The organism is Mycobacterium sp. E2733, from assembly GCF_001667585.1.
Lineage (GTDB): Bacteria > Actinomycetota > Actinomycetes > Mycobacteriales > Mycobacteriaceae > Mycobacterium.
Genome location: NZ_LZJZ01000092.1, coordinates 107,743 through 123,618, shown reverse-complemented (window position 1 = coordinate 123,618; position 15,876 = coordinate 107,743). Strand labels below are relative to the sequence as shown.

Sequence of the window (15,876 nt, the reverse complement as noted above, 5' to 3'; positions counted from 1 at the left end):
CGTCGCCTATTCAGAACTGATTTCGCGGATGAAGCGTACGACAGATCAGGCTGATACTGGGGGCATTTCGTCGGCCGGCGGGGTCGAGGTGGCCTGGCTGTGGGCCAGCGCCACCGTGGCCGCCGCCATCACCGCAACCGACAAACCCAGTGCCACCAGGCCGACATCGTTGGTCCGCAGCGTCTCGCCCAGCACGGTGACACCGAGCACCGATCCGACGACGGGCTCGGCGACGGTGACGGCCGGGAGCGACGCTGTGAGTGGGCCCGCCCGAAAGGCCGATTGTTCCCAGGCAGTCGCCGCGATCGCCACCACCACCCACACGTATACCTCGGGGATGCGGAGCAGGGCCGGGATGCCGTGGCCGAGTTGGTCGACCACGCCCTTGGTCAACACCGAGAACAATCCCCACAGCGAGCCGGACATCAGGCCCAGCAACAACGCGCCGACCGCGCCCCGGAACATGCGTGCGCCGATGACGCACATGATCAGCGCCGGACCCATGACCAACGCGACGATGGTCCACGTCTGCACCGAGCCTCGCGGCGTTCCCTCCTGCGGGTCGCCGACGGTCACCACCACCGCGACCGCGGCCGCCAGCAAAACAGCCCAAATGCCTTGCCGCAGAGTGATTCTCCGGTGGTTCACCCGCGCGCTGATGAGCAACGCGAACAGCAACGACGTCACCAACAGTGCCTGCACGAGCACCACCGAACCCAGGTCCAGCGCCGCGGCCTGAAACCCGAACCCAGCGCCGGCTACCAGGCTGCCCGTCCACCATTGACGATCGCGAAGCAGGCGGCGAAACAGCGCGAGGGTGCCAACCGGCTTATCGGTGACCTGCTGTGCGGATCGCTGCTGGATGACGTCTCCGATGCCAACCATCAGGGCGGCGGCGATCGCGAGAACCGCTGCGATATCTGACTTGCCCACGCGGACCTCCTGTGTAACCGGCATGGCGACCCTAGACTTTTGGACGGTACGCGGCCAGCGCGTGCGCGCCCATTAAGGAGATTCCACGACATGGACGAGACGACCTCCCGCATCGGCGTGCTGGCCACCGAGGCGATGCGCCTGCTCACCGAGGCCGTCGGCCAGATTTCAGTGGATGAGTGGGACCAGCCATCCAATCTCGAGGGCTGGAGCCTGCGCGAGCTGGTGGGTCACGCCACCGGCAGCGCAGCGAAAGTCGTGACGCTCGTCGAGAACGGCGAGATCTGGGCAGGTCCCTCGCAGCCGTCCGAATGGATATGCGACAATCCGGCGGCGCGGCTCGGTGAGCTCGCGATGCGGCTACGAGAAGCTCTGCGCGGCGCCGACTTCGACGGCATGCGGACATCGCCGGAAGGCGAGGTTCCGTTGGGCCGGGCGCTGGCCTATCCCGTCTCGGACTTGGCCATGCACGCCTGGGACATCCATCGCTCACAGGGGCGGGTTATCGAGCTGCCCGAGGACCTGCTGGCGCTGAGCGGCGGGCTGGTGGAGTCGGTGCCGGAGCAGATGTTGCGGCGGCCGGGCGGTTTCGGTCCGGCCCAGGCCGCGCCAGCCGATGCCACGCCGACTGCCCGGCTCATGGCGTTCCTCGGCCGCTCGGTCGACGTCCGGGCGTGACTTCGCTTGCGGCACAACTAGTTTGCTCTGTCCCTTGACCCTTCCACAAAGGCCACACCCGTCCCCGCGCCGGTTGGCACACGGAGTTGCCCGCCTCCGAGCGACAAACCGGGCGACGAAAACAGTGGAGCCGGCCGGTGCGCGGATTGTCGCTGCGAGGCGGGCACTTCGGGCATCTTTTCCGGCAGCGACTCCTGTGGCAATTGTGACAACTGTCGGCGTCAGCTGTTGCGGCTGATCTTGAGCGCGGTGGTGATCATCGGGACCTGCAGGGGAAGCCGGGCCAGGGCGGCGATCCGCATCGGCCAGGGCTTGTTCCACCACAGCCGGCACATGTTGACGTTGGCGGGGAACACCCCGACGAACAACACGGCCGCCGCCAACGCGGCCAACCGCCGGGTGCGTCGTGGCAGCAACGCCACCCCGACCCCCACCTCGGCCACGCCCGACGCGTAGGTGTAGAACCGCGGGCTTCCGGGCAGCTCGGCGGGAACGATCGTGTCGAAGGGTTTGGGCGCCACGAAATGCAGCATCCCCGCGCCGAGGAGCATCGCCGCGACCCGGTACGCGGCCAGCTGGGTGGTGTCACGCTGAGCTCGTGGTGCGGTCATCGGTCCATTGTGTCCCGTCACGCGCGGTCGGCGTCGGTGTTGATGCCGCGGAAGTTGCGGCTCCTGTTCGTCGCCCACCCGCCCAGGTGAACTCAGGCCATTTACTATTGCCCATACGGTATTTGTTACGATTCGCGTTATCTGCTGACATCCGCGCTGCCCATCGCAGCCAGACCCTTCGAGGTTGAGAACATGGCTACACCCGTCATTGTCGGAGCGGTTCGGACGGCAATCGGCCGGTCCTTCAAGGGCACGCTCGTCAACACACCGCCCGAGACACTGATCACCGCGGTGCTCCCGGAGGTGGTGCGCAGGTCCGGCATCGACCCGTCCGCGATTGACGACATCATCTTCGCCGAATCGCATTACGGCGGTGGGGATTTGGCACGGTATGCGGCCACCGCAACCGGCATGGAGGACATTCCCGGCCAATCGGTGAACCGGCACTGCGCGGGCAGCCTGACCGCCATCGGCAACGCCGCGGCCCAGATCGGTTCCGGCATGGAACGCGTGCTCATCGCCGGCGGCGTGCAGTCGTTGTCGATGACGCCGCTGACGAACTGGCGCATCCCGGGTCCCGAGCTGAACTTCGAGGAGCGCTGGATGCCGCCGACCCACGTCGAGACCCCCGATGAGCCGGCTAAAGACATGTCGATCACGGTGGGCTGGAACACCGCACAGGCGGTAGGCATCACTCGTGAAGAGATGGATGCCTGGGCCGCGCGTTCCCATCAGCGCGCGATTGCCGCCATGGACGCCGGCAAGTTCCTCGACGAGATCGTCCCGCTGAAAATCACGCAGTTCGACGGCTCGGTCACCGAGTTCTCCGTCGATGAGCATCCCCGCCGGGACACCACCGTCGAGAAGCTCGCCGCGCTCAAAGTGCTGCACCCGGAGATCGAGGGCTTCTCGATCACGGCGGGCAACAGCAGCGGCACCAACGACGCCGCGGCGGCGGTGGCCCTCGTCGACCGCGACTACGCCACCGCCGAAAACCTCAGCGTGATGGGCACAGTCCGGGCCTGGGCGGCCGCGGGCGTCGCGCCCAGGGACACCGGCCTGGGGGCCGTCAAGGTCATCGGCAAGGTGCTGCAGCGGGCCGGTCTGTCCGTCAACGACGTAGCGCTGTGGGAGATCAACGAGGCGTTCGCCTCCGTGCCGATCGCGGCGTGCCGTGAGTACGGCATCGACGAGGAGAAGGTCAACTTCTCCGGCAGCGGCTGCAGCCTCGGCCACCCCATCGCGGCGTCGGGCGCGCGCATGGTGACCACGCTGGCCTACGAGCTGGCCCGCCGGGGCGGCGGCATCGGCGTCGCGGCCATGTGCGCGGGCGGCGGCCAGGGCGGCGCCGTGGTGATCGAGGTCTGATCGAGCGTTAGTTGCAGTACGTGTAGCCGATGAATTGGGTGCCGCGCGTGTCGCCGCTCGAGTAGTTGGCGAAGTGCACCGCCGGCTGCCCGTTGTACTGGGCGTTCATCTTCTGCACGTTCGGTGGGGGGACGCCTCTGGGGAAGGCCAGGATCATGTCGGCGAAAATGTTCAGGCCGACCTGACAGATGGCCTCGCGCCGCGGAGGTTGCGGATTCCAGGCGTGTACGACTACCGGCTCGGTGAGCTGATAGCCCGCAGCGCAGTTCGGGTCGCAGACCTTGAACACGGCCGTGCCGGTCCCGTCGGCGCCCTGCGGCCCCCACGAACTCCACGACATGTCTTGCAGCGCAACGGCGACGCTCGCGCAGCCCAGCACGTTGAGCCGCTTCGGGCGTTCGATCGGCGGCACCGATATGTTGTAGCAACCCGGGATGGCGAAACTCTGCGGCGGTGGTGGCTGGGCGGTGGGTGGCCCGGCGCCGTGGTTGTCCTCGGTCAGCTTCGCCCCCACGAAGGCGAGTACGCCGCACAGCGCGACCGCCGAGACGATACCGACCACGATCAGCCGCCCCCGGGGAATGCTTCGCAGTCGGCTCAAGAATGGAACGTTGCCCCCGCTCACATTCCCCAGATTACGGCCGGAACTTCCGTCTCGGGGTGGGGCCCGCCGCGTCGCCTTGGCAGGGTAAAGTTGGTCAACGCTACCAACTTAAGGATTGTGATGGCCCTGCAACTGACGGATGACCACGACCTGGCCGCGCGGTTGGCCACCGAGGCCGGACGGCTGTTGCTCACGGTCCGGGAAGAGTTCGCCGACGCGGAAGCGAGCGAGCGGAAAGCGGCGGGGGACAAGAGATCCCACGACTTTCTGATGGCGGCTCTCGCCGACGAGCGACCTGAGGACGCGGTGCTCTCCGAGGAGGGTGTGGACAATCCGGTCCGATTACGCTCCGAGCGGGTGTGGATCGTGGATCCGCTGGACGGGACGCGGGAATTCTCCGAGCTCGGACGCGACGACTGGGCCGTGCACGTCGCCTTGTGGGAGGCCGGCGATCTGGTTGCCGGTGCGGTGGCGCTGCCGGCGCAGGGCATCACCCTGGCCACTCCCGAGGTCGATTCGCCGCCCGCGGTGCCCGGCAAGCCGCGCATCGTGGTGTCGCGCACCCGCCCGCCCGCCATCGCCCTGAGCGTGCGCGACGCGCTGGACGGGGTGCTGGTGGAGATGGGTTCCGCCGGCGCCAAGGTGGCCTCGGTCGTCCAGGGGCTTTCCGACGTCTACGTGCACGCCGGCGGCCAATTCGAATGGGACTCGGCCGCCCCGGTGGCGGTGGCCCGCGCCGCCGGTCTGCACACCTCGCGCATCGACGGGTCCCCGCTGGCCTACAACCGGTCGGATCCCAAGTTGCCGGATTTGCTGGTCTGCCGGCCCGAGCTGGCGGAAGCCGTACTGGCCGTAACGCGCTGAGGCTATCAACGCACCGGCCATCTGCTAATTGTGCGAATTCGTCTGCCTGAAAACGGTTTTGACGATCCCGGTGGAAGCGTCAGCACCGGCTGACGCGTCCAAGCTGGTCAGCGCAGCGCCTGCTGCCAGGACAGAACGCGTTCGGCCAGTTCGGGTCCGGAGTCTTCCTGGATGAAGTGACTGGCGCGGATGCGGGCGTGCGGCTGGCCCGCGGCGCCGGGGATGTGCTTGATCAGGGGACGGTCCGCCTGGCCGAGGATGGGGTCCCGGGCCCCGAAGATGGCGAGGAATGGCTTTTCCCATTGGCCCAGCGCTTTCCAGGCGGCCCTGTTGGCGGGGACCGCCGGATCGTCCGGTGAGGTTGGCACCAGTTGCGGGAAGGCGCGGGCCCCGGCCTGATACGTCTTATCGGGAAATGGCGCGTCGTACCCGGCCCGCACCCGGGCGGGAACGCGCCGGACGGTACCGACGGAGACGATTCGGCCGGCGGGCAGCACGGGGGAGTAACGCGCGAACGCCCGCCAGATGTGGAAGGCCGGTGGCGTGGGTCGGTCCGCGGTGGGCAGGAAACCATTCGCCACCACGAGTCGCGCGATGCGGTCACCCTGCTCGGCGGCGATGCGCAGCCCGATCAGCGACCCCCAGTCCTGCACGAACAGCGTCACGTCCTTGAGGTTCAGGCGCTCGAACCAGGCGGTCACCCATTCGACGTGCCGCTGGTAGGTGTAATCCTCCATCCGGCCGGGCTTGTCGGAGCGGCCAAAACCGATCAGGTCGGGCGCGAGCACGCGGTTCCCGGCGTCGGCCAACGGCTGGATCATCGTCCGGTAGAGGTAACTCCAGGTCGGCTCCCCATGCAGCAGCACGATCGGCGGCCCATCGGCCGGGCCCTCATCGAGGAAGTGCATGCGTAGCGGCTGGGTGTCGCTTGCCGCCACGTCGAGGTAGTTCGCTACGAACGGATAGTCCTCCAGGTTTTCGAATCGGGAGTCCGGGGTTCGTAGCACATGCATATTCAGCTCCTCCGGTGGGCGGGCGCCTCTGCAAGCGTCTCTCGACAACGCGAGTTCGTCTAGTGGCAGATTTCATTGGGCCAGGCGTGGGTTGACATTAAACTCGTTTATTCATGGCGATTCGGCGCGCGGTCCTGATCATTGCCGACATCAGCGGCTACACGCACTACATGCAATGGAACCGCACCCACCTGGCCCATGCGCAGCTGACGGTGGCCGGGCTGCTGGAGTCGGTGATCGACGCCGGCAGAGGCCTGAAGCTGGCGAAGCTCGAGGGTGACGCCGCTTTCTTCTGGGCGCCCGACGGCGATGCCAAAGTGCTGGTGTGCGACCGGTTGTCCCGGATGCGGGAGGCGTTCATCGCGCGGCGTGAGCGCTTCCAGAAGGATCTCGCCTGCGAGTGTGCGAGTTGTGCGCAGTTGGACAAACTCTCATTGAAGTTCGTAGTCCACCAGGGCGAGGTGGCCGAACAACGGGTGAAGCGCCATGTGGAGCTCGCGGGCTACGACGTCATCCTCGTGCATCGCATGCTGAAAAACCTGGTGCCCGTGGTCGAATACGTGCTGATGACCGATCCCGTCGCGGCGTGCCTCGACGAGCCGGTGCGCTCGCTGTGCAAACCACTGACCCACATCTTCGACGACATCGGTGAAACTTCGACGCACTACCTCGACCTCGCGACGTCGCCGGTTCCCATGGCCCCGCCCGAGTCCGGCTTCCTGCGCCGGCTCGGGGCGACGGTCAAGCTGGAGTTGAGCTCGCTGCCGTTCGTGCTCGGCTTCAAGCAGCCCGCCGAGGGCTTCCGCAACTTGGGGCGCGGCGCCGAGGAGATTCGCGCCTAGCCCGGATCGCCCGCACGCGCGAGGGCGCGGCCCATCCGGGACACGGCCTCGGTGAGGATGGCCCCCGACGTCGCGAAGTTCAGTCGGACGTGCCCCGCACCGCCGGTGCCGAAGACGTGGCCGGAACTGAGGGCCACCCGGGCGTGATCGAGGAACCACCGGGCGGGCCCGGACAGGTCGGCCACCACCGCGAGGCCGTCGGCGGCGTCTTCGGTGAAGCCGAGCTTCCGGCAATCGAGCCAGGCGAGGTAAGTCCCTTGCGGCCATTGGTATTTCACCTTCGGCAGGTGCTCGGCGATCAGATCGCCGAGCAGCGTCCGGTTTCGATCCAGGCCGCGCAGCAGGTCATCGAGCCAATCGCCACCGGTTCGGAAGGCTTCGGCGTGGGCGATGACGCCGAGGTGGCTCGGCCCGTGGCTGACCTCTTCCGGCATCCGGTGCAGGTCCGCAACCGCCTCCGGGCCGGCGATGGCCAGGGCCGCCTTGAGTCCGGACAGGCTCCAGGCCTTGGACGCGGACGTCAGGGCGAAGGCGTTCTCCGCACCGGGCACGGTCAGGTACGGGGTGAACCGCGACCCCGACAAGACGACGGGCGCGTGAATCTCGTCCGACACCACCCGGACGCCGAACCGGCGCGCGAGCTCGGCGACGGCCGCGAGCTCGTCGGCCGTATGCACCGATCCGGTGGGGTTGTGCGGGTTGCACAACAGGTACGCGACGTTTCCACCCCCGGCTCGGGCACGCGCGAAGGCTTCCGCCAACGCGTCCAGATCGATTCGGCCATCGGCGTCCAGCGGCGCTTCAACGACTTGGCGGCCGTCGTGCGTGACGAACGCGTAGAACGGGGCGTATACCGGGGGGTTGACGATTACCGCGTCGCCGCGGTCGGTGACCAGGCGTAACAACTCGACGGCGCCGAGCATGACGTCCGGCACGATCGCGGTGCGGCCTACTTCCAGGTCGTGCCACTGCCAACGCTCAGAGGCGAATTGACTGACCGCTTCGGCCAGCGCGGTGCCGCACGGATATCCGGTGTCGCCGTTGTCGATGGCCGCCCGCAGCGCCTCGGCCACGGTAGGTGCCAGCATGACGTCCATCTCGGCGACCCACAGCGGCAGGACATCGGCCGGATGCGCGCGCCATTTCATGCTCGTGCGGAGCTGCAGTTGCTGCAGCGTGAGCTCCTCGAGCGGGTTGAACGTCACGCCCGCAGAGTAACCGGCGCGACCTACCCGCCGACAAACGCGTGTTGGGGGATCGTCAACGGCAGGTCCACCGAACTGAGCAATCCCGGTTCTGCGGCAACGACATACGGCACGGCGTTGACGACTCGCATCGCGGTGGCGACCATCGCACCGGCCCCGGAAGTCATTCCGCCGACTCCGGCCTTGCGCGGATCCTTGAGCGTCGCCGCCAGCGTGCAATCGATGTCGGGATCGCCACTGATCATGACGCGGTAGGACAGATCGCCGATCCCGGTCGGCCAGTCCGGGGCGACATCGTGGGCGAGCCGGGTGACGTGCTCGATGACGATGGCCTCGCGGCCGTCGACCACGCCGATCGCCCGCATGCGCAGCGCACCGCACGTTCCGGCCTCGACGGTGCCCATGGCGACCTCGAGCGTCCGGTTGGTGACGGCGCGGTCGAAATATTCGCGGACTTCCTGGACTTCGACACCGAGCGCGCCGGCGACCAATCGGATCTGTCCCTGCCATTCGCCGGCGATCGCGCCCGGGAAGCCGATCCAGGGCTGGTAGTCGAGCGGCCGGCCGAAACCCAGCGCGTCGCTCATGATGTCGGGGACGCCGTAGTCGTCGTACAGGCCGATCTCGAAGGCGTGAATCTTGTCGATGGACGACGACTGGGTGGACAGCACCAGCGGCAGGTAGTCGGCGGCGAAGCCGGGCTCGATCCCCGACGCGTACAGCGAGACCTGGCCCTGCTTGGCCGCGGCGACCAGTTGGTCGCGCCACTCGGCGGGCTCGTAGGCGTGCGGGTTGACCAGCCGGGTGGTGCTGGTCGTGACGACGTTGATGCCGGACTCGAGCAGCCGGACGTAGTCCGGGATGGCCAGCGCGTCGCGTTCCGGGCCGCTGGCGGCGTAGATGACGCAGTCGGGCTTCAGCGCAATCAGCGCCTCCGCATCGGTGGTGGCTTTCAGTCCGATCGGCTCGCCGTTCGCGAGTTCGCCGGCGTCCCTGCCGTCCTTCTCAGGCGAGTGCACCCACACCCCGACCAATTCCAGATTGGGGCGATGCTGGATGGTGCGGATCGCTATCGACCCGATGCCGCCCGTCGCCCACACCACCACGCGATGAGCCGTCATCTTGTTCCTCCTCAGTTGCGTGCGCGATGAAAGCTGAGGCGGCCGTTGCCCTTTACGCCGGCAGTTACCCGACGTTCGATTCGGAAGCTAGCAGCCGCGAGCAAGCGGGGTCAAGGTTTAAGAGAGCACGCACTATCTTAACGAACAAATTTTAGGTTAGTCTGCAGCCGCGATGGTGTCTACGGCCATGCGGGTGGTCAACGCGATCCCGTACGTCGTGGACGCGTCCCCGGGCCTGCTGAGCTCGCTAGATATTCCCACGACGCTGCCGCATTACGCCTTGGACTGAACGTGTAACGTGCACCACAGAGTTTAGGCCACCTAGGAGTTTGCCGTGTACACGCTGCGCTTCGACATGCGCGATCCTGAATGGGCCGCGCCCCCAACCGATCTGTACGCCACGGCACCCGAAATGTGCGCCTGGGCCGAAGAACACGGCGGTCTGGCCGCCGTGCTGTGCGAACACCACGGATCCGAGGACGGTTACCTGCCCTCACCGCTTTTGCTGGCCTCAGCGGTGGCCGCGCGGACCCAGCGTCTGGCGCTGAGCCTGATCCTGATTCTTCCGTTCTACGAAACCGTCCGTCTCGCCGAGGACATGGCGGTCCTCGACATCATCAGTAACGGGCGGGCGTCCTACATCCTGGCTTTGGGCTACCGGCCCGAGGAGTTCGAGCACTTCGACGTGCCGATGAAGACCCGTGGCCGCCTCTGCGACGAGAAACTCGCGCTGTTACGGCGGTTGCTTGCCGGTGAGACCGTCGTCGAAGACGGACGGCGGATCTCCGTGACACCGCGCCCCGTGACTCCCGGCGGCCCCGGACTGATGTGGGGCGGCGGAACTCTGGCTGCGGCCCGTCGGGCCGGCAGATACGGCCTGGGCATGCTGGGCAACGCCAACGCGCCGGGCATGCAGGAGGCGTACGAAGAGGCCTGCCGCGAGCACGGCCATCAGCCCGGGCCCACCTTCTTTCCCGACCGCGACACGCCCTCGGTCGTCTTCGTCGCGGACGACGTGGAGCAGGCGTGGAAAGAGATCGGCGAGCACCTGCTGCACGACGTGCGCACCTATGCCGCGTGGAACCCCGGGGACGAGACCACGGCTGGATTCAGCCACGTCAACACCGTGGACGAGCTGCGTGCGACCGGGAAATCGCACGTGATCATCTCTGTGCCCGAGGCGATCTCGCAGGTCCGCGCCGGCGAGGTGCTCAACCTGTCACCGCTGTGCGGCGGACTGCCACCGGACATCGCCTGGCCGTATCTGAAGCGCGTGGGCGAGGTCGTGCTGCCGGAGGCTCTTTAAACGCCGGGCCTCCCTACTTGGGTTGGTTCGGCACGCCCGGGAACAACTGCTCCGTCGGCCCTGCGGTCACCCAGCCGCCCAGCTTCGTGACGAGGTGCGGCGCGAAAACCGCGCCATAGAGGGCGTTTCCGGCGACGACCACGGCGACGACGGACAGCAGCGACGAGCCGAGGCGGCTCTTCGCCCTGTTCTCGGCCCACATCTCGATGACGTTTCGTCCTTGCGGGTCGGTGCGGCCCAGCAGGTAGGTGAAGACCATCATCTGGATCGCCATCGCGAGGGAGTCGTACAGCGGGTACTGATGCACGGTGCCCTCGCGGATCGCCAGCCCGGGGATGACCCGGCCGTAGTAGAACACGCCGAGCTTGGCGCCCAGGAACCCGTTGAAGAACAGCGCCCAGCAGAAGCCGACGATAAGACCCACCACCAACAACGTTGGGGGCCTGCGCCATCCGAACCGCCCGCTCAACCATCGCCCGAGCGCCGTACCCGTCACGGCCGGCAGCACGAAGTAGGAGATGTAGCCGACCGGAACGAACAACGGCAGTCCACCCCACGTCACGTTCAGCGGCCACCACGAAGGCATGCGGGGGATGGCCGGCGGGAACTGCGCGTACATCGCCCAGTCGTAGGGCGCCTCGATCCAGGAAAACGACATCGCCGATACGCACAGGAGCAGGAGCGGGTGTATGCGGCGCCGCCGAACGCTGAGGTACACGCCGAGGGCGGTGAACCCGATACCCCCGATCAGCGCGAAGTCACTGGCCGCCTGCATCACGGGCGTCATCTGGGAGCTCACCGGTCGTGGCCTTGAGTCCGGCGTGCCTGCGGGTCAAAGCGCAGCACCAGCCCGAATATCAGGACGATCAGCCCGAACAACGTGCCCAGCATGATGACGGCGCCCACGGTTGCAACCCTTCCAACGCTCGACTCATTAGATAGTGCACACTATCCTAAAGACAGTCAACAATCGGGCGAGGAGCGAGACTGTGCCCCAGCGGCCACCCAGGACGAAGCTCGGCGCGGCGGAAGCGCCGGCCCCGGCGAACCGTCGCCCGCGTGGCGCTCCGCGCAAGCTGCTGCTCGACAGCGCCCGGGCCCGCTTCGCCCGACAGGACTACCGCAGCACGACGACGCGTGAAATCGCCCAGGCCGCAGGCGTTACCGAGCATCTGTTGTTTCGGCACTTCGGTTCGAAGGCGGCGCTGTTCCGCGAGGCGCTCGTTCAGCCGTTCACCGACTTCGTCGACGAGTTCGGCCAGACCTGGCAATCGGTGGTCCCCGAGGAGACCGACGAGCAAGAGCTGGCCCGGCACTTCGTCGGACAGCTCTACGACGTGTTCGTCGAACACCAGGGTCTGCTGCTGACGCTGATGGCGTCCGAGGCGCTGAGCGAGGAGGAGAAGGCAGACGCCGGCATCGCCGAGATCAGGCAGGCGATCACGGCGCTCGGTGAGATCAGCGCGGAGGGCATGCACCTGCGGGGTCTGCGGTCGGATCATCCCGACCTGCCCGCGCACTCGACGGTGGCGATGATCGCCGGCATGGCCGCGTTGCGCTCCACCTACTTCGGCGCCAAGCCGCCATCTCGAGAGGTGATCGTCGAAGAACTCACCCAGGCGATCCTGCACGGCTTCCTACACCGAAACGATTGAGCGAAGGGACTGACTGACCATGGACGAGGCGGGCGCCAGCACGATCGACTTGTACTACGACCCGTTCGACTCCGACATCGACGACAACCCGTACCCGGTGTGGAAGCGCATGCGTGAGGAAGCGCCGCTGTACTACAACGACAAATACAACTTCTTCGCGCTGAGCCGGTACGACGACGTGGCGCGCGAACTGCCGAACTGGCAGATCTACCGGTCCGGCCGCGGCACCACGGCCGACATCTTGTTCGCCAATATCGAAGTGCCGCCGGGCATTCTGCTGTTCGAGGACCCGCCGCTGCACGACCTGCACCGCCGCCTGCTGTCCCGGGTCTTCACGCCACGCCGCATGCTGGCCGTGGAGGACCTGGTGCGCGCCTTCTGTGTTCGGGAGCTGGACCCGCTGATCGGGGCGGGCAGCTTCGATTTCATCGCCGACCTCGGGGCGATGATGCCGATGCGGACCATCGGTTACCTGTTGGGCATTCCCGAGCAGGATCAGGCCAAGATCCGCGATCGCGGCGGGGCTTACATCGAGTTGTCCGAGGAGCGCGACCCCGCTGCGGTCAATGCGAAGCTGTTCGAGGAAAGCATCGTGGTGTTCGCCGAGTACATCGAATGGCGGGCCGATCACCCGTCCGATGACTTGATGACCGACCTCCTGCGGGCCGAGATCGAGGAACGCGACGGCACCCGACGGCCCTTGTCGCGGACCGAGGTGCTGGCCTACACGGCCATGATCGCCGGCGCCGGCAACGAGACCACGGCCCGGCTGATCGGCTTCATGGGGCAGCTGCTGTCTGATCACCCGGATCAGCGCCGCGAATTGGTCGCCGACCCGTCCCTGATCCCCGGCGCGGTCGAGGAGACGCTCCGCTACGAGCCGCCCTCGCCGGTGCAGGCCCGGTACGTGGCCCAGGACGCCGAGCTGTACGGCCGGGTGGTGCCCGAGGGCTCATACATGTTGCTGCTCAACGGTTCTGCCAACCGGGATGATCGGCACTTCACCGATCCGGACCGCTACGACATCCACCGCGGCGGCGCCCACCTGAGTTTCGGGCAGGGGCTGCACTTCTGCCTGGGCTCCGCGCTGGCCCGGATGGAAGGTCGCGTGGCCCTCGAAGAGGTGCTCAAGCGCTGGCCCGACTGGGAAGTCGACTACGCCAACGCCCAGCGCGCGCACACCGCGAGCGTGCGCGGGTGGGCGCGCCTGCCCGTCGTCACCGGCTGAGGCGCGCTCGGCTCGAGTGTGCGGCGAGTGTGCCGAGTGTGAAGCTAGCTGTAGCTTCACGCGCGACGAGACTAGGCGCTTTGGTCCACCAGCACCGCGCCGTCGGGCTGGTTGCCGAGCGTCTGCAGCGGAATGTCCCCGCCCTGGGCGGTGAGACGAACGATCTCGGCTAGCTGCCCGGGGGCGTCGCATTGCAGATAGTGGTCGGCGCCGGGCACCACCCAGTAGCGGTTGCGGCCGGGCTTGGTCTTCAGATACGTCTGCCACACATGGTTGGGGACGCGTAGCGGCGCGACGCTGTCGTGCAGCCCCCACACCACAGTGGTGTTGACGGGTCTCTTGGAAAGCGCTTCCAGCCAACCCGTTTCGTCCGCGGCACGCTCGTGAAGGTATTGAATGGTGTCGGGGAGCACGCGGATTCCATCGTTGTGGGCGAAGCACTTCGCCAACGCGGCGATCTCCGGGTCGTCGAGCGTTCGCCGCGGCATGAACGTGCTGGCGCCCAGGCCCGCGGCCAGCATCTCCGGCGTAGTTGCCGCCGCGGTGGGCCGAGCGGTCGCGGGGTCGAGCAGCGCGGTCTGGAACGAGGTGAGGTTGGACAGCGGCAAGTAGATGTTGGCGTTCGTCACGATCAGGTCGACGGGCACGACCGGCGGATCGAGGGCAGCCAGCATCTCCAGCGCGATCATGCCGACGCTGCTGCCGCGGTCGTGGGTGAGCATGCGGTATTCGGTCAGATTCCACACCTGGGTGATCGCGTAGACGAGCAGACGCGCGTCGTCGTAGAGCGAATAGACGTACGGCTCGGCCGGTTTGTCGGACAGCCCGTAACCCGGGAAGTCCAGCAGGTAGATGTCGAACTCGGAACCCAGATCACCCGTGAGGGGGTAGTAGTCGATGCTCGACGTCGGGAAGCCGTGCACGAGCACCAAGGCGGGGGCGCCGGGGGTGCCGCAGCGGCGACTGAAGACCGCGACTTCGCGCGCATCGTTGGCGGCGGCCGTTGACCGCCAACGCAGTTCAGTGCCGCCGGTTTGCCACTCCGCGAAGATGTCCAAGCTGCCAGCATCGCAGAGGCGGTCGCGGTAGACAACCACGGGCCTTCCCTCGAGGTTTCCTTCTCGGCCGCAACCCTCTAGAACTGTAGAGGTCCAGTCAACACCCCTTAGGGAGGCGGTCATGGGCCTGCGCGGTCTGGCCGACAAGGTGGCGGTCGTGGTCGGCGGTGCCACGGGCATCGGTGCAGCGACGGCAGCTCGGCTCGGCGAGGAAGGCTGCCGGGTGGTCGTCGGTGACATCGCCGCCGACGCCGCGCAGCAGACGGCCGCGCGCATCGTGGCTGCGGGCGGCACAGCGGCGCACGTCGCCTTTGATCTGTCAGATCCTGGATCGGTTGCCGCTCTCATCGATGCGGCCGACACCACGTACGGCGGAGTCGATCTGATGTTCAACGTCGGTGCGGACATGGGCACCATACGTGTCGACACCGATGTGGTGGACATCGACTTCGACACCTGGGATCGCGTGATGGCGGTGAACCTCAGGGGTTACCTCGCCGCCATGAAGTACGCCATCCCGAAAATACTGAGCCGCGGAGGCGGGGTCATCGTCAACATGTCCTCGGCGGCGGCCTTCCAGGGTGAGCCTGCGCGACCGGCCTACGCCACCGCAAAGGCCGGAATCGGCGCGCTTACAAGGCATGTCGCGTCCCGGTGGGGAAAGGAAGGAATCCGGTGCAACGCCGTCGCGCCGGGATTCACCGCGACCGACGCCATCCGCTCCGCGCCGCAATGGCCGGAACTTCAAGCCGGCGCGCTGAAACGCATCCGCGGAACACGCGTCGGGGATCCCGAGGACATCGCGGCACTGGTCGCGTTTCTATGCTCCGAGGAGGGCGCCTGGATCAACGGCCAAGTCATCAACATCGACGGCGGTACCATTCTGCGCTGACTCACGGGCAGGTGACGTGCACCCCGAAAGTCACCGCGCGCGTGCCGCTTTGGCCAGGGGTTGACGCCTGACCAGTCCCGGTCACGGTGTAACTCTTGCCCTGCTTGGTCGCTTGGACCTGGGTTGCCGAATTGGTGGCTTGATAGGGGAGCAGGTACTGACCGTTGGCCAGCGTGAGGGAAATTGCGAATCCGTCGACCGTGGGCGGGTTCTCGTCCGACACTGCCAGCGATACCGACGCCGTATCGTCGTGCACGCTGATGCGGGTGGTCAAGTCACCCGATTCCGGGGGCGACGCGTTCGGTTGCGCCGCCGAACTGCCGCATTCGACCCGCGCTGTCATGGTGTGTTTGTTCCCGTCGATCATCACGGTTGTGGTCACGGCAACCGGACTCGAACTCGAGGTGGACGCCGGCTGGCCACTCTTGCCGGAACAGCTGGAAAGACCGGCCGCCAGCACGATCCCGGCGGCCGCGAGGGCATACCGATTCGTCATCT

At 67.0% G+C, this 15,876-nt stretch carries 17 protein-coding genes and 1 pseudogene; 9 read left to right on the top strand and 9 right to left on the bottom strand.

The features are described 5' to 3' along the window. Positions 1 to 45: 45 nt before the first annotated feature. Entirely contained in the window at positions 46 to 933 is an 888-nt protein-coding gene (locus A5678_RS16935; RefSeq protein WP_068044327.1) for a DMT family transporter, read from the bottom strand. Positions 934 to 1,023: 90 nt separating this feature from the next. Here A5678_RS16935 and A5678_RS16930 point away from each other — a divergent pair, with 90 nt between their 5' ends. Then, positions 1,024 to 1,611 (top strand): TIGR03086 family metal-binding protein, encoded by a 588-nt coding sequence (locus A5678_RS16930; protein ID WP_068044326.1) that lies wholly within the window; start codon positions 1,024 to 1,026, stop codon positions 1,609 to 1,611. A 221-nt stretch (positions 1,612 to 1,832) separates the two neighbouring features. Here the strand turns inward: A5678_RS16930 and A5678_RS16925 are convergent, their stop codons facing one another. Further along, positions 1,833 to 2,222 (bottom strand): MauE/DoxX family redox-associated membrane protein, encoded by a 390-nt coding sequence (locus A5678_RS16925; RefSeq protein ID WP_068044323.1) that lies wholly within the window; start codon positions 2,220 to 2,222, stop codon positions 1,833 to 1,835. Between the two features lie 192 nt (positions 2,223 to 2,414). Between A5678_RS16925 and A5678_RS16920 the strand changes: the two genes are divergently transcribed. Continuing rightward, positions 2,415 to 3,590 carry a thiolase family protein gene (locus A5678_RS16920; protein WP_068044322.1) on the top strand — a complete coding sequence of 392 codons (1,176 nt, stop codon included), beginning with the start codon at positions 2,415 to 2,417 and terminating at the stop codon, positions 3,588 to 3,590. Between the two features lie 7 nt (positions 3,591 to 3,597). Here the strand turns inward: A5678_RS16920 and A5678_RS16915 are convergent, their stop codons facing one another. Then, positions 3,598 to 4,152 (bottom strand): hypothetical protein, encoded by a 555-nt coding sequence (locus A5678_RS16915; RefSeq protein WP_197502168.1) that lies wholly within the window; start codon positions 4,150 to 4,152, stop codon positions 3,598 to 3,600. A gap of 162 nt (positions 4,153 to 4,314) precedes the next feature. Between A5678_RS16915 and A5678_RS16910 the strand changes: the two genes are divergently transcribed. After that, positions 4,315 to 5,058, top strand: coding sequence for a 3'(2'),5'-bisphosphate nucleotidase CysQ (locus tag A5678_RS16910; RefSeq protein WP_068044320.1), 744 nt, complete (start codon positions 4,315 to 4,317; stop codon positions 5,056 to 5,058). Between the two features lie 107 nt (positions 5,059 to 5,165). On the opposite strand, the gene A5678_RS16905 is transcribed toward A5678_RS16910, so the two are convergent. After that, positions 5,166 to 6,071, bottom strand: a complete 906-nt coding sequence (locus A5678_RS16905; RefSeq protein WP_068044318.1) for a haloalkane dehalogenase — start codon at positions 6,069 to 6,071, stop codon at positions 5,166 to 5,168. A gap of 113 nt (positions 6,072 to 6,184) precedes the next feature. On the opposite strand from A5678_RS16905, the gene A5678_RS16900 reads away from it, so the two are divergent. Further along, positions 6,185 to 6,913 carry a DUF2652 domain-containing protein gene (locus A5678_RS16900; protein ID WP_068044316.1) on the top strand — a complete coding sequence of 243 codons (729 nt, stop codon included), beginning with the start codon at positions 6,185 to 6,187 and terminating at the stop codon, positions 6,911 to 6,913. Here the strand turns inward: A5678_RS16900 and A5678_RS16895 are convergent. Together A5678_RS16895 and A5678_RS16890 are read right to left on the bottom strand one after the other, a co-directional pair. After that, positions 6,910 to 8,118, bottom strand: coding sequence for a MalY/PatB family protein (locus A5678_RS16895; RefSeq protein ID WP_068044314.1), 1,209 nt, complete (start codon positions 8,116 to 8,118; stop codon positions 6,910 to 6,912). The two genes, A5678_RS16900 and A5678_RS16895, sit on opposite strands and share 4 nt — an antisense overlap. Positions 8,119 to 8,141: 23 nt before the next feature. Continuing rightward, complete coding sequence (locus A5678_RS16890) at positions 8,142 to 9,239, bottom strand: dihydrodipicolinate reductase (protein ID WP_068044312.1); 1,098 nt, start codon at positions 9,237 to 9,239, stop codon at positions 8,142 to 8,144. 166 nt (positions 9,240 to 9,405) lie between these two features. On the opposite strand from A5678_RS16890, the pseudogene A5678_RS27210 reads away from it, so the two are divergent. Then, a pseudogene (locus tag A5678_RS27210) lies at positions 9,406 to 9,528 on the top strand (dihydrodipicolinate reductase); the annotation flags it as partial. 45 nt (positions 9,529 to 9,573) lie between these two features. Then, positions 9,574 to 10,545 (top strand): LLM class flavin-dependent oxidoreductase, encoded by a 972-nt coding sequence (locus A5678_RS16885; protein ID WP_068044310.1) that lies wholly within the window; start codon positions 9,574 to 9,576, stop codon positions 10,543 to 10,545. Between the two features lie 13 nt (positions 10,546 to 10,558). Here A5678_RS16885 and A5678_RS16880 read toward each other — a convergent pair whose 3' ends face one another. Beyond that, positions 10,559 to 11,344 carry a spirocyclase AveC family protein gene (locus tag A5678_RS16880; protein ID WP_068044309.1) on the bottom strand — a complete coding sequence of 262 codons (786 nt, stop codon included), beginning with the start codon at positions 11,342 to 11,344 and terminating at the stop codon, positions 10,559 to 10,561. 190 nt (positions 11,345 to 11,534) lie between these two features. Between A5678_RS16880 and A5678_RS16875 the strand changes: the two genes are divergently transcribed. After that, entirely contained in the window at positions 11,535 to 12,200 is a 666-nt protein-coding gene (locus tag A5678_RS16875) for a TetR/AcrR family transcriptional regulator (RefSeq protein WP_068044307.1), read from the top strand. Between the two features lie 19 nt (positions 12,201 to 12,219). Continuing rightward, positions 12,220 to 13,428: a cytochrome P450 gene (locus tag A5678_RS16870; RefSeq protein WP_068044305.1), complete on the top strand. Its 1,209-nt coding sequence runs from the start codon at positions 12,220 to 12,222 to the stop codon at positions 13,426 to 13,428. 71 nt (positions 13,429 to 13,499) lie between these two features. On the opposite strand, the gene A5678_RS16865 is transcribed toward A5678_RS16870, so the two are convergent. Beyond that, positions 13,500 to 14,486 carry an alpha/beta fold hydrolase gene (locus A5678_RS16865; RefSeq protein ID WP_068044390.1) on the bottom strand — a complete coding sequence of 329 codons (987 nt, stop codon included), beginning with the start codon at positions 14,484 to 14,486 and terminating at the stop codon, positions 13,500 to 13,502. Positions 14,487 to 14,607: 121 nt separating this feature from the next. Here A5678_RS16865 and A5678_RS16860 point away from each other — a divergent pair, with 121 nt between their 5' ends. Then, positions 14,608 to 15,378 (top strand): SDR family NAD(P)-dependent oxidoreductase, encoded by a 771-nt coding sequence (locus A5678_RS16860; protein WP_068044303.1) that lies wholly within the window; start codon positions 14,608 to 14,610, stop codon positions 15,376 to 15,378. 1 nt (position 15,379) lies between these two features. On the opposite strand, the gene A5678_RS16855 is transcribed toward A5678_RS16860, so the two are convergent. Then, positions 15,380 to 15,874, bottom strand: a complete 495-nt coding sequence (locus A5678_RS16855; protein ID WP_068044301.1) for a lipoprotein LpqH — start codon at positions 15,872 to 15,874, stop codon at positions 15,380 to 15,382. Positions 15,875 to 15,876 lie beyond the last annotated feature (2 nt).

What these genes read in the sequence shown, in the direction of transcription:
- A5678_RS16930 (WP_068044326.1), top strand. Translation starts at nt 1,024, where the DNA reads ATGGACGAGACGACCTCCCGCATCGGCGTGCTGGCCACCGAGGCGATG.
- A5678_RS16890 (WP_068044312.1), bottom strand. Translation starts at nt 9,239, where the DNA reads ATGACGGCTCATCGCGTGGTGGTGTGGGCGACGGGCGGCATCGGGTCG.
- A5678_RS16925 (WP_068044323.1), bottom strand. Translation starts at nt 2,222, where the DNA reads ATGACCGCACCACGAGCTCAGCGTGACACCACCCAGCTGGCCGCGTAC.
- A5678_RS16870 (WP_068044305.1), top strand. Translation starts at nt 12,220, where the DNA reads ATGGACGAGGCGGGCGCCAGCACGATCGACTTGTACTACGACCCGTTC.
- A5678_RS16900 (WP_068044316.1), top strand. Translation starts at nt 6,185, where the DNA reads ATGGCGATTCGGCGCGCGGTCCTGATCATTGCCGACATCAGCGGCTAC.
- A5678_RS16855 (WP_068044301.1), bottom strand. Translation starts at nt 15,874, where the DNA reads ATGACGAATCGGTATGCCCTCGCGGCCGCCGGGATCGTGCTGGCGGCC.
- A5678_RS16860 (WP_068044303.1), top strand. Translation starts at nt 14,608, where the DNA reads ATGGGCCTGCGCGGTCTGGCCGACAAGGTGGCGGTCGTGGTCGGCGGT.
- A5678_RS16920 (WP_068044322.1), top strand. Translation starts at nt 2,415, where the DNA reads ATGGCTACACCCGTCATTGTCGGAGCGGTTCGGACGGCAATCGGCCGG.
- A5678_RS16910 (WP_068044320.1), top strand. Translation starts at nt 4,315, where the DNA reads ATGGCCCTGCAACTGACGGATGACCACGACCTGGCCGCGCGGTTGGCC.
- A5678_RS16905 (WP_068044318.1), bottom strand. Translation starts at nt 6,071, where the DNA reads ATGCATGTGCTACGAACCCCGGACTCCCGATTCGAAAACCTGGAGGAC.